This is a genomic window from Kitasatospora sp. GP30, from assembly GCF_029892145.1.
Taxonomy (GTDB): domain Bacteria; phylum Actinomycetota; class Actinomycetes; order Streptomycetales; family Streptomycetaceae; genus Kitasatospora; species Kitasatospora acidiphila.
This window is the reverse complement of sequence record NZ_JARZAH010000006.1, coordinates 128,145-140,716: the sequence shown is the minus strand read 5'-3', so window position 1 is coordinate 140,716 and position 12,572 is coordinate 128,145. Positions and strand designations below refer to the sequence as shown.

9 protein-coding genes and 1 pseudogene are annotated in these 12,572 nt (G+C 71.1%); 5 read left to right on the top strand and 5 right to left on the bottom strand.

The window, feature by feature from the left end; translation table 11 throughout:
* Positions 1-89 precede the first annotated feature (89 nt).
* The 3 genes from P3T35_RS12270 to P3T35_RS12260 all read right to left on the bottom strand — a co-directional run bounded on the left by P3T35_RS12270 (position 90) and on the right by P3T35_RS12260 (position 4,240).
* Positions 90-1,016: a LysR family transcriptional regulator gene (locus tag P3T35_RS12270; protein WP_101379316.1), complete on the bottom strand. Its 927-nt coding sequence runs from the start codon at positions 1,014-1,016 to the stop codon at positions 90-92.
* 5 nt (positions 1,017-1,021) lie between these two features.
* Positions 1,022-1,885 (bottom strand): formate dehydrogenase accessory sulfurtransferase FdhD, encoded by an 864-nt coding sequence (gene fdhD / locus P3T35_RS12265; RefSeq protein ID WP_101379315.1) that lies wholly within the window; start codon positions 1,883-1,885, stop codon positions 1,022-1,024.
* A 66-nt stretch (positions 1,886-1,951) separates the two neighbouring features.
* Positions 1,952-4,240 (bottom strand): FdhF/YdeP family oxidoreductase, encoded by a 2,289-nt coding sequence (locus tag P3T35_RS12260; protein ID WP_101379314.1) that lies wholly within the window; start codon positions 4,238-4,240, stop codon positions 1,952-1,954.
* Positions 4,241-5,984: 1,744 nt separating this feature from the next.
* Between P3T35_RS12260 and P3T35_RS12255 the strand changes: the two are divergent.
* Positions 5,985-6,563: pseudogene (locus tag P3T35_RS12255) on the top strand (molybdenum cofactor guanylyltransferase); the annotation flags it as partial.
* Positions 6,564-6,587: 24 nt separating this feature from the next.
* Here P3T35_RS12255 and P3T35_RS12250 read toward each other — a convergent pair.
* Positions 6,588-7,073 (bottom strand): GreA/GreB family elongation factor, encoded by a 486-nt coding sequence (locus P3T35_RS12250; protein ID WP_101379312.1) that lies wholly within the window; start codon positions 7,071-7,073, stop codon positions 6,588-6,590.
* A 211-nt stretch (positions 7,074-7,284) separates the two neighbouring features.
* Between P3T35_RS12250 and P3T35_RS12245 the strand changes: the two genes are divergently transcribed.
* From P3T35_RS12245 to P3T35_RS12230, 4 genes are all read left to right on the top strand, one after another.
* Complete coding sequence (locus tag P3T35_RS12245) at positions 7,285-7,965, top strand: pyridoxamine 5'-phosphate oxidase family protein (protein ID WP_101379311.1); 681 nt, start codon at positions 7,285-7,287, stop codon at positions 7,963-7,965.
* A 198-nt stretch (positions 7,966-8,163) separates the two neighbouring features.
* Positions 8,164-8,613 carry a universal stress protein gene (locus tag P3T35_RS12240; protein WP_101379310.1) on the top strand — a complete coding sequence of 150 codons (450 nt, stop codon included), beginning with the start codon at positions 8,164-8,166 and terminating at the stop codon, positions 8,611-8,613.
* Between the two features lie 307 nt (positions 8,614-8,920).
* Complete coding sequence (locus P3T35_RS12235; protein ID WP_101379309.1) at positions 8,921-11,356, top strand: glycosyl hydrolase family 65 protein; 2,436 nt, start codon at positions 8,921-8,923, stop codon at positions 11,354-11,356.
* A 78-nt stretch (positions 11,357-11,434) separates the two neighbouring features.
* Positions 11,435-11,986 carry an SMI1/KNR4 family protein gene (locus P3T35_RS12230; protein WP_180356354.1) on the top strand — a complete coding sequence of 184 codons (552 nt, stop codon included), beginning with the start codon at positions 11,435-11,437 and terminating at the stop codon, positions 11,984-11,986.
* Positions 11,987-11,996: 10 nt separating this feature from the next.
* Here the strand turns inward: P3T35_RS12230 and P3T35_RS12225 are convergent, their stop codons facing one another.
* Positions 11,997-12,566: an SUKH-4 family immunity protein gene (locus P3T35_RS12225; RefSeq protein WP_101379307.1), complete on the bottom strand. Its 570-nt coding sequence runs from the start codon at positions 12,564-12,566 to the stop codon at positions 11,997-11,999.
* Positions 12,567-12,572: the final 6 nt, after the last annotated feature.

Genomic DNA, 12,572 nt, shown 5'->3' with positions numbered 1-12,572 from the left:
CGGTCACAACGCCGCAGGAGTCTGCCGGTACGACGTCGCGGGAGTCTGCCTGCACAACGCAGCGGGAGTCTGCCGTCACGACGCCGCGCTCACTCGGGGGAGGTACCGGGCAGCTGCTCCAGCACGGACGCGATGGCCAGCTGCCGGGCGGTCCGGGCCAGCGCGCGGGCCATCACCGAGGTCGGCTCCCGGTCGCTGATCACCAGCCCGATCGGCACCGACCGGCTGGGCTCGACCAGCGGCACCGCTCGCATGCCGCGCGGCACCCCGAACACGTGCAGCCAGGCGTACGGCACGATGCTGGCCCAGCGACCGGTCCTGACCTGGGCGAACAGCGCCGCCACCGAGTCGGTCTCGACCCTCGGCTCCGGCCGCAGCCCGGCCTCGGCGAAGACCTCGTCGATCACCCGCCGCCCCTGCATCGAGGGCGCCAGCAGGCAGAGCGGCAGCCGGGACGCCTCGGCCCAGGTCGCGGTCGGCCGGCCGGCCAGGTCGTCGACGGTGCTGGTGAGCAGCACATGCCGTTCCTGGTAGAGCGGGACGGTTTGGAACCCGTCCCCGAGCTCGTCGGTGAGGTACGTGATCCCGGCGTCGAGTTCGAAGGTGCGCAGCCGCCGCTCCACGTCCGTGGAGCGCAGATCGGTCAGCAACTCGACGGTGGCCAGCGGATGCGCCGCGCAGAACGGGCTGGTGAGCAGCGCGGCGGCGCCGGAGGCGGTCGGCACCGAGCCGATCCGCAGCCGCCCGGTCAGGCCGCTGCGCAGGGCGCCGACCTCGTCGCGCAGCGCGTCCCGGTCGGCCAGGATCCGCTGCGCCCACAGGACGATCCGCTCGCCCTCGGGGGTGAGGCCCTGGTAGCTGCGGCCGCGCCGCACCAGCGGCACGTCCAACTCCTCCTCCAGCTTGCGGATCGCCTCGGACAGCGTGGGCTGGGAGACCGAGCAGGACTGCGCGGCGCGCGCGAAGTGGCGCTCCCTGGCCAGCGCCACCAGGTACTCGAGTTGGCGGAACAGCATCCGGGTCAGCCCACCGGCGCGGGCTGCAGCCGATCGGTGCCCGGCACGGGCTGCAGCCGCTCGGTGCCCGTGTAGACGTTCATCGAGGTGCCGCGCAGGAAGCCGACCAGGGTCAGCCCGCTCTCCGCCGCCAGATCGGCGGCCAGCGAGGACGGGGCGGAGACCGCCGCCAGCATCGGGATGCCCGCCATCACGGCCTTCTGCACCAGCTCGAAGGAGGCCCGGCCGCTCACCATCAGGATGGTTTCGCGCAGCGGCAGCAGGCCCTCCCGCAGGGCGTGGCCGACCACCTTGTCCACCGCGTTGTGCCGGCCGACGTCCTCGCGCAGCACCAGCAGTTCGCCGTCGGCGGTGAACAGGCCGGCGGCGTGCAGGCCGCCGGTGGCCTCGAACACCCGCTGGGCGGCCCGCAGCCGGTCGGGCAGGGCGGACAGCACCTCGGGGGTGGTGCGCAGCGGGTCCTCGGCGACGGTCCAGGCCGCGGTGGTGCGGACCGCGTCCAGGCTGGCCTTGCCGCACAGCCCGCAGGAGGAGGTGGTGTAGAAGTTGCGCTCCAGCGACGCGTCGGGGGCGGCGACGCCCGGGGCGAGGGCGACGTCCACCACGTTGTAGGTGTTGCCGCCGTCCGCCGTGGCACCGGCGCAGTAGCGGATGCCCGCCACCTGGTCGGCGTGGTGCAGCACGCCCTCGCTCACCAGGAATCCGACGGCGAGGTCGAAGTCGTCGCCGGGCGTGCGCATGGTGACGGTGAGCGGGCGGCCGCCGACCCGGATCTCCATCGGCTCCTCGGCGGCGAGGGTGTCGGGCCGCTCGGAGAACGCGCCGTCCCTGAAGCGCAGCACCCGCCGTCGCGCGGTCACTCGGCCCATCGTTCGCTCCTTACGTCCTGCGGGTTCTACGCCCTGCGGGGGTGCCATCGCTGTGAAGCCTAAGGCTCAGGCGGTGGGGGCCGGCTCCAGGCGGACCACGATGCCCTTGGAGGTCGGGCAGTTGCTGACGTCGGCGGTGCTGTCCAGCGGGACCAGCACATTGGTCTCCGGGTAGTACGCGGCGGCCGAGCCGCGGCTCGCGGGGTAGGCGACCACCGTGAAGCCCGCCGCGCGCCGCTCGACGCCGTCGCGCCACACGCTCACCAGGTCCACCACCGCGCGGTCGGCGATGCCGAGCTCCGCCAGGTCGTCCGGGTTGACCATGACGACACGGCGGGCGTTGTGGATGCCGCGGTACCGGTCGTCGAGTGCGTACGGAACGGTGTTCCACTGGTCGTGTGAGCGCAGGCTCTGCAGCAGCAGATGGCCCTCGGGCACCTGCGGCATCTCGAAGGCGTTGCGGCTGAACACCGCCTTGCCGCTGGGGGTGGGGAAGGTGCCGTGGTTCACCGGGTTCGGCAGGTTGAAGCCGCCGGGCTGCCGGACCCGCTCGTTGAAGTCCTCGAAGCCGGGCACGACTCGGGAGATCCGGTCGCGGATCGCGTCGTAGTCCGCCTCGAACTCCTCCCAGGGGATGGCCGGTTGCTCGCCGAGGGTGAGACGGGCCAGCCGGGAGATGATCGCGACCTCGCTGAGCAGCTGCGGGGAGGCCGGCGGCAACGTGCCGCGGGAGGCGTGCACATCGCTCATCGAGTCCTCGACGGTGATGAACTGCTCGCCGCTCGCCTGCACATCGCGGTCGCTGCGGCCCAACGTGGGCAGGATCAGCGCGGTTTCGCCGCAGACCGTGTGCGAGCGGTTGAGTTTGGTCGAAATCTGCACCGTCAGACGGCAGTTGCGCATCGCCCGCTCGGTGGCGGTGCTGTCCGGGGTGGCCCGGACGAAGTTGCCCGCGACTCCCACGAAAACCTTGGCGTCGCCGTCCAGCATCGCCTGGATGCCGCGCACCGCGTCAAGGCCGTGGTGCGACGGCGGGATGAAGCCGAACTCGCGGCCCAGGGCGTCCAGGAAGGGCTGGGGCATCTGCTCCCAGACGCCCATGGTGCGGTCGCCCTGCACATTGCTGTGGCCGCGCACCGGGCAGACGCCGGCTCCGGGCTTGCCGATGTTGCCGCGCAGCATCAGGAAGTTGGCGATCTCCCGGATGGTCGCCACGCCGTGCTTGTGCTGGGTGATGCCCATCGCCCAGCAGACGATGGCGCTCCCGCTGGCCAGCACCCGCTGGTGCACCTGCTCGATCTCGGTGCGGGTCACCCCGGTGGCGGCGTGGATGTCGTCCCAGGAGATCGAGCGGGCATGGGCAGCGAACTCCTCGAAACCGGTGCTGTGTTGCTCGATCCAGGCGTGGTCGAGCACGGTGCCCGGCGCCGCGTCCTCGGCCTCCAGCAGCAGCCTGTTGAGCGCCTGGAAGAGCGCGAGGTCGCCGCCGGCCCGGATGTGCAGGAACTGGTCGGCGATCGGGGTGCCGCGGCCGATCACACCACGCGCCTTCTGCGGGTGCTTGAAGCGGATCAGGCCGGCCTCGGGCAGGGTGTTGACCGCGACGATCCGACCGCCGCGCAGCTTGGTCTCCTCCAGCGCGGAGAGCATCCGGGGGTGGTTGGTGCCCGGGTTCTGGCCGACCACGAAGATCAGGTCGGAGTTGTGGATGTCGTCCAACGAGACGCTGCCCTTGGCGATGCCCAGCGACTGGCGGAGGCCCCAACCACTCGACTCATGGCACAAGTTGGAGCAGTCCGGCAGGTTGTTGGTGCCGTACGCGCGGGCGAACAGCTGGAGCAGGAAGGCGGCCTCGTTGTTCAACCGGCCGGAGACGTAGAACAGCGCCTGGTCGGGGGAGTCCAGCGCCCGCAGCTCGCCGGCGAGCAGGCCGAGCGCCTCGTCCCAGCCGATCGGCACGTAGTGGGTCGCGCCAGGGCGCTTGACCATCGGCTCGGTGAGGCGGCCCTGCTGGTTGAGCCAGTAGTCCGACTTGCCGTCCAACTCGGTGATGGAGTGCTCGCGGAAGAAGTCGGCGTGGATCCGGCGCGAGGTGGCCTCGTCGTTGACGTGCTTGGCGCCGTTCTCGCAGTACTCGTTGCGGTGCCGCCGGCCCGGCTTGGGCTCCGGCCAGGCGCAGCCCGGGCAGTCGAAGCCCTTGACCTGGTTGACGTTCAGCAGCGTCAGCGCGGTGCGCCGGACCGACGTCTGGGAGAGCGAGTACTCCAACGCGTGGGCCACCGCGGGCAGGCCGGTGGCCCAGGTCTTGGGCGGGGTGACGGTGAGGTGGTCGCTCGGGTCCTCGTTGCCGGTCATCGTCCGCACCGTCCTTCTCCGCAGCTCTCCCGCTGATTTCCCGTGGATTCCTTGCCGTGGTCTCCGCGCATCCGCCGGCGAGAGTTTCCGTGCTTCGGTGGTGGAATGTCAAAGAGGTAGCGGCTATGGCCTGATAGGCGGTGCCTATCAGGCAGGGGCTTGCGGTGGGGTGTTCGGTGGCTGGCGATAGGTAGGGCCGATCGAGCGGGCCCTGATCCCTCTTTGGCTTCACCGTCGAGGCTGATGATGATGGGTCGGGCGAAATCTGGTATTCGACGGCACGGAGTGATCGCTGGGTAAGCGCCCGGTCTATCCGCAGCACGAGTGCCGGGCGATCTCGAACTCGTCGAGACCGCACCTTCAGCGAGGGCGACAGCGAGGCCTGGAGCTCAAAACCCTGAACGGAAGACGGCGACCCGCTACGAGCCGCCGCGGAGTATGGACAGGACTTCCTTGAACGTGTCGAGTCCGTCCCGGCCGAAGAGTAGGACGCCTGCCAGCAGCATGCCGCTGCTGAGCACCGCAATTTGGGCCGGCCCTGTTATGCCGACGGCAAGCGTTGCCCACGTCAGGCTCGGGAAGATGACGGCCAGGACTGCGAGCCGCAGCCTCCCAGTTGCGCTGCGGTTCGATGCCGGTGAGTTCGGACTCTGGCAGGAGGGCGCCGATACGGGCGTCGGCGTACTGCTCGGCGATGGTGTGCAGCTTCGCGGCCAGGTCGGCTCGCGCCAGATCGGGATTGGTGTCCAATCCGCTCTCGGCGGCCCGGAGTGCGGCTATTACCGCGTTGGCGTGGTTCTTGAGTGCGCGGTGCCGGTGCGAGAACCGGGGCACTGTCGCTCGGCGCCGCCGAGCAAGTCGTATCGCTCGTTCGGTGGTGCGGAGCAGTCGCGGCAGCGGAACGTGCTCTTCGCTATCGGAGGGGCACGCTACCAGCGCCCGAAGGATGGGTCGCAGTGTCCTGAAGGACCCCCACTTGCCACGGGTGAGTTTCACGGCGATTGCGTCGAGAGCCCACACCCCGCAGTAGACGAAGGGCAGCCCGATTGCCGCCACGATGTACGACTGCAGCCAGCTGTTCATGGGCATGAGGACCTTACCCAGGAGCCTGTGCGCGACGGAGGTTTCAACAGACGTTATGAGTAGCGCATATAGCGCGATCATGTACCTCAAGCGGTTGAAGACTCTCAACGAACCATAGCCTGCATCGACTTCGGCTCTCAAGGTTGGCGATATACGCCGACCCACTGCTGTAGCGTCGAGCGCGGCCTGCACGTCCTCCAGGAACTTGGGCGCGGAGGCTTGTCCCGGCCCTGAGTACCACACCAGTGCGCGGCGCAGTGAGCGGCCAACTGCCCGCACGGTCCTGCCCACTGAATACTCCTCCCCATCAAGCCGGTGCCCGGCCCTGTTGCAGATCCGGACGGCCAGAGCTTGTCACGCCGCTGGCGGACGCGGAGGCAAACCGCGAGAACATCGAGCACGCGCTGAGGTGAGCTCCGCGGTCGTTGCTGCCAGCCACGCGCTCGGTGACCGCTTGATGCGTCCAGAGGCGGCCGATCTCGGGGGGCATGGCTTCGGATGAGGGAGGGGCGGGCGGCACGGTGGGGGGTGGTGGTTGACCGCGGATGGGGTGCGCGGGGCGGCTGCTGCCGGGGGAGGGGCGGGCGCTGCGGAGGCGTCAGGTGGTTGACCTGGCGCGGGACAATCGACGGCGAGGACGACCGTGACACGAGGAGACCCGATGCCCGAGCCCGAGTACGACGCGCTCGTCCTGGCCGGCGGCGCCGCCGAGCGGCTGGGCGGGGTGGACAAGCCGGGCCTGACGGTCGGCGGGCGCAGCATGCTCGACCGGGTGCTCGACGCCTGCGCCGGTGCGGGGACCACCGTCGTGGTGGGTCCTGAGCGCGAGACCGGACGAGGTGAGGCCGGGCCGGCCGCCGTGACCTGGACCCGCGAGGAGCCCCCGGGCGGTGGGCCGGTGGCGGCGGTCGCGGCCGGGCTCTCCCTGGTGACGGCCGAGCGGGTCCTGCTGCTCGCCGCCGACCTCCCGTTCCTGGACCGCCGCACCGTGCAACGCCTGCTGGCGGCACTGGACGACGCCGAGGCCGTGATGCTGGTCGACGCCACCGGCCGGGACCAGCCGCTCGCCGCCGCCTACCGCACCGCCCCGCTGCGCGCCTCGCTCGCCGCCCTCGGCGCGCCCGCCGGCCGCCCGCTGCGCCGGCTGGTCGCCCCGCTGGACACCGCACGGCTGGCCGACCCCGGTGAGGCGGCCTACGACTGCGACACCTGGGAGGAACTCGCCCACGCCCGCGAGCGGGAGACGGCGACGCTCGGCGACTGATCAGGCCTGCGGCCGCCCCTGCCCGATCGACACCACCGTCGCGCTCATCCGGCCGCCGGGCGTGTCGTACGCCACCGTCTCCCCGGCCCGGCGGCCGAGCAGGGCAAGCCCGAGCGGGCTGTCGTCGGTGACCAGCGAGTCGTCCATCTCGTTGGCGATCTCGCTGATCTCGAAGGTCTCGGTGGCGCCGTCCGCGAACCGGAGGGTGACCGCGCTGCCCACGCCGACCGTGCCCGTCCGGGGGCTTCCGGCGATGGCGCCCTCCGTCAACCGCCCCTCGATCTCGCCGATCCGGCGGTCCAGGCGGGCCAGATCCGAGACCCGCTGCAGTTCGTCGGCCTCGTCGGCCCGATCACCCACACCCTCCCCGCCCCGCAGCGTCGCGGCGACCGCCGCGCGTTCGGTGCGTACGTCGGCGAGTTCTGTTTCGAGCGCTCGGCGGGCTTCGGGGCTGATCGGCGCGGGGCCGGCGGGTCCAGTGGTCACTTCTGCTCCCGTGGTGTCGGCAGGGCAGTCGGATGAAGCGGCACAAATGGGTTATGACGGAGCATATCGCCCGGTCGCGTCACGGCGCCACGGCGTCACGGCGCCCGGGGCCGGTGGTGCTCGCCGACGGGTGGTGCTCGACGGTGCCGTCCAGCACGCTGAGTCGGTAGCCACCATGCCGCGACCACGCACGACGAGAGGGTGAGACCCGATGGAGACGACCCCCGGGCCCGGCATCGAGCACGACCCCGAGGTGATCGCCGCGCGGGTCGCCGACCGCCGGGCGCAGCTCGGCCTCAGCCCGGAACAGTTGGCGCGCGATGCGGGGATGTCGCCCCACTATCTGAAGATCCTGCTGAAGGCCGGACCGGCGTTCGACTCGGCCGGCTTCATGCGGATCGCGGCGGCGCTCGGGTTGTCGTACGGGGAACTCCTCGAAGGGCGCGCCGAGTTGCCGCCCGGGCGAACTGCTCCCGCGCCGCATCCGGCGGTCATCCGGCTCACCGAGGATGACTGCTGGGACCTGCTCGGCACCCACGGCGTGGGCCGGATCGCCCTGCCCACCCATCCCGGCCCCGCCGTGTTCCCGGTGAACTACGCGGTCGACCGGAAGACGATCGTCTACCGGACCGACCCCCGGGCGGCGACCGCGGTCCACGACGGCGCGGAGGTGTCCTTCCAGGCCGACCGCATCGACGAGAAGCGCAGCCATGCCTGGAGCGTGCTGCTGATGGGCACCGCCGAACGAGTGACAGATCCGGACGAGGTGCGGCGACTGCGGGACGAGGCCCTCGCACAGCCGTGGGCCGGCGGGGAACGGCCGCTGTGGATCCGCATCCGCCCGGGCCAGGTCACCGGCCGGCGGGTCACCAGCCTGCCGGGTGCCGCCTGACCGGCCGTGCACGCGAGGGCAGTGCGGCGAGCGGTATCGCCCCCTGCTGGCGGACCAAGGCGCACGGGCGCAGCGTGGAGTGTGTCCGAGACCGATGAGGGTGTCTGACCCATGAGTGTGTCTGACCCATGAGTGTGTCTGACCCGTGAGTGTGTTTGACCGATGAGTGTGTCCGAGCGCTGAGGCGAGGTGAACGGAATGACCGAAGCGGAGACGGCACCCCCGAGAGTGGTGGTCGGCATCGACGGCTCGCCCTCCTCGCGGGCCGCGCTGCGCTGGGCGGTGCGCTACGCCGAGCGGATCGGCGGCACCATCGACGTGGTCGGCGCGATCGAGGTTCCCATGGACTACGGCTGGGGAGCGCCGGCCGTCGACACCCGGATGGACGAAGACCTCGCGCGCCGGAACTTCGATGCCGAGCTGGCGGAGACCCTCGGCGGGCAGCCACCGGTGCCGGTGCAGCGGCTGATGGTCCGGGGCAACCCCGCCGACGCGCTGATCTCGGCGGCGGACGGTGCGGACGTGCTGGTGGTCGGCAACCGGGGCCGCGGCGCCTTCGCCCGCGCCCTGCTGGGCTCGGTCAGCCAGCGCTGCGCCATCCACGCGTCCTGCCCCGTGGTGATCGTCCGGCCGGAACACGCGGACTGAGCGGCCAGGTGCGAGGCGCTGAGCACGTCAGGTACGGAACAGCGCCACCTTGAGCGCCCCCGTGCTCCCGGCGTCGCTGAAGACGTCATAGGCGTCCGGCATCTCGTCCAGGCAGAACCGGTGATCGAGTCACTTCCGTCGGAATCCGCACGCGCTCGAGTACCCCCTCGATTCCAGCCTCCGCCGACCCGCTACCGTGCGCACCCGGCCCGCCGTGCGCACCCGGCCCGCCGGTGCGCACGATGGAGAGCGGGGCCGCCGCACGGCAGAGCCCCGACCGCTGAAAGAGTGCCGGAGGAGTGCAGGGATGGCAGCTGGCGTGCGTGGTGGCGGCACGCCCGGCCCGGTCGCCGAGCGGGCGCGGTCGAGCGACCCGTGGCACCTGCGCTTCGAGGGGTTCGAGCCGTCGGAGGAGGGCGTGCGCGAGGTGCTCTGCGCGGTCGGCAACGGGTACCTGGTCAGCCGGGCCGCCGCGCCCGAGTCGCACGCCGACGGCATCCACTACCCCGGCACCTACCTGGCGGGCGTGTACGACCGAGCCGCCTCACCCGTCGGCGACCGCGAGGTGGTCAACGAAGACCTGGTCAACTGCCCCGACTGGCAGGCGTTCTCGTTCCGTCCCGCGGGCGGCGAGTGGTTCGCGGGGCCGCCGGCCGAGCAGCGGCTCGACCTGGACCTGCGCCGCGGAGTGCTGACCCGCGAACTGCTGGTGGTGGACGGCAGCGGGCGGCGCACCCGGCTCGTCCAGCGGCGGATCGCCAGCCAGGCGCAGCCCCATCTGGTCGCGCTGCAGACCGAGTTACGGGCGGAGAACTGGTCCGGGACCGTCGAGATCCGCTCAGCGCTGGACGGCACCATGGCCAACGCCGGCGTCGCCCGCTACCGGGGTCTGACCAGCCGCCACCTGCGCCCCGACGGGCAGGGCCGGACCGACGACGGGGTGCTCTGGCTCCAAGTGGTCACGGAGAACGCGCCGTTGGCCATCGCACTGGCCGTCCGCCACCGGGTGCACCAGGACGGCACGCCGCTGGACGTCGAACGGGCCGCCGAGCTGCGCCCCGGCTGGGCAGCCGAACTGCTCACCCTGCAACTGGCTGCCGGCCGGCCGGTCACCGTGGAGAAGACCGTCGCCGTCGCCACCTCGCGGGACCCGGCCATCGGAGCACCGCGGCGGGCGGTCCACTGGCTGGCCGCCCAGGCAGCCGACTTCGCCGAGCTGACCACCGCCCACGCCGCGCGCTGGGCCGAACTGTGGCGCCGCTGCCGGATCGAGGCCGACTTCGACGGCGCCATGGCGCTCCACCTCAACCTGTTCCACCTGCTGCAGACCTACTCCGAGCACTCCACCGACCTCGACGCGGGCATTCCGGCCCGGGGGCTGCACGGCGAGGCCTACCGGGGGCACGTCTTCTGGGACGAGCTGTTCGTACTGCGGGTGCTCAACCTGCGCTTCCCGGAGCTGGCCCGGGCGGTGCTGCGCTACCGGCACCGACGCCTGTACGCCGCACGGCAGTTGGCACGGGAGGCGGGGCTGCACGGGGCGATGTACCCGTGGCAGAGCGGGACCGACGGCCGCGAGGAGTCACAGCGCCTGCACCTCAACCCGCTGTCCGGCCGCTGGCTGCCCGATCACACCCACTTGCAGCGCCATGTGGGATCGGCCATCGCCTACAACATCTGGCAGTACTACCAGGCGACCGGCGACCTCGACTTCCTGGCCACCACCGGTGCCGAGATGCTGCTGGAGATCGCCCGCTTCTGGTCGGCCAGTGCCCAGTGGAACCCGGAGCGGGAGCACTATTCCATCCGTGGGGTGCTCGGCCCCGACGAGTACCACGATGCCTACCCGTGGGCGGACCACCCGGGACTGGACGACAACACGTACACCAATGTGCTGGCCTCCTGGGTGCTGGCCCGCGCCCTGGAATGCGTCGAGCTGCTCCCCGGGTACCGCCGCGCCGAACTCCTGGAGCGGCTGGCCCTGGACGGCACCGAGCTGGACCGCTGGCAGCAGGTCGGCCGCCGGCTGCACGTGCCGTTCCACGAGGGAGTGCTCAGCCAGTTCGACGGCTACGAGCGCCTCGCCGAACTCGACTGGGACGGTTATCGGCGACGCTACCCCGACCCGCGGCGGCTGGACCGGATCCTGGAGGCCGAGGGCGACAGCGTCAACAACTACAAGGCCTCCAAGCAGGCCGACGTGCTGATGCTGGCCTACCTCTTCTCCCCGACGGAGCTGCGCGACCTGCTGCGCCGACTCGGCTGCCCGGCCGACGAGGAGTTGCTGAGCCGCACCACCGAGTACTACCTGCGCCGCACCGTGCACGGGTCGACCCTCAGCGCCGTAGTACACGCCTGGGTGCTGACCCGGGTCGACCGCGGCGGCTCCTGGCGGTTCTTCCGGGACGCGCTCACCAGTGACCTTCTCGACCTGCAGGGCGGTACCACCGCCGAGGGGATCCACCTCGGCGCCATGGCCGGCGCGGTGGACCTGCTGCAGCGCTGCTACACCGGCCTGGAGCTCCGCGACGACGCGCTCTGGCTGGACCCGCAGCTGCCCCCCGAACTCAGCAGCCTGGCCCTCGACTTGCACTACCGGAAGCACTGGGGCATCCGGATCGCCGTGGACCGCCACACGGCCACGGTCAGCCTCCCGGCCGACCACCAGACCCCGGTGCCGGTCCGCTTCCGCGGCACCACCGTGCTGGTCCCGCCGGGCGGCAGCCACACCTTCGCACTGTGAGCCGCCATTCCTCGGGCATGGCCGGGGGCCGTAAGCTTGCCCGCTGAATATCGGCAACGAGCCGCAGTAGGAACCATTGTGAAGAACGCCGCTGAGCAACTGGCCCGCCTTCTCCCAGGATTCCCCACTGGGAGACCGAAGGACTGGGTCTCCACCACTGAGCGGCTGGGAACCGAACTTCCCAGCGACTACAAGGAATTCATCGATTTGCGCGGCGGCGGTTACGTCGACGGCTACCTCTACGTCCTGGAACCGGACTGCGCCAACCGCTCTTGCGACCTGGTCGGCAACGTCGAGGAGCGGACCGAGGCGTTCGACTACCTCTGGGACAGCTCGGAGGAGAAGCCCGCCGAACTCAGGGAGCCCGGCGCCCGTTTCATCCCCTGGGCATCGACCGACAACGGTGAGTTCATCTACTGGCTGGCCAAGCCCGGGCAGGACCCCGACGACTGGACCATCGTGATCAACGAGGCCCGCGGCGACTGGTACGAGTACCTCGACATGGGCTTTGCCCGGTTCCTACGCTCCGCCCTCACCGGGGAGATCCGGTCCGAGATCCTCAGTGACCACTACTTCCCCACCACTCCCCACACCTTCGAACCCTTCCAAGCCTTCAGCGAGTCGCAGTAGGGGGGCTCTGCTAGTCCTGCATCCAGTTGCGCACGTAGCGCAGGACCATGTACCAGGTCGACCGGGGGTTCTCCAGCGCGATCGGGTCGGCGGCGCGCATCCGTTCGAGCAGCCGCTCCTCGGCGCCGTGCGGGTCGAGGCCGTCGCCGTCGGCTTCCGGATCGTAGTTGTCGCGCTCCACCTCGAGAGCGTGCAGGAAGTACGCCAGTGCGTCGACGCTGCTGTTCAGACGGTGCGGAGCACCCCCGTCGGGGATGCAGTACACGACGCCGGTCACCGTATCCACCATCACGTCGTCGAGGGCGATGCCTCCGAGCGCCAGCCACACCGACATGTCGAACGGGCACCCGGGATACCGCTCCGCGACTCGCTGCCAGGCCTCGCCTCCGATCAGCAGCTCGCCGTCCGCGAGGTGCTGATCCGACTCGAACCACCCGACGCGGTCCGGAAGGCCGACGTCCCGCAGGAAAGCGCGCGTCGGCGCGTGGGCGATCCCGGCCAGTACCTCGTCCGCTGAGGCAAGCAGGTCTTCGGGGGCGAAGACCGCCTCCATCCGAGCGCGGTCGATCAGCGGGCCCATGCCTCG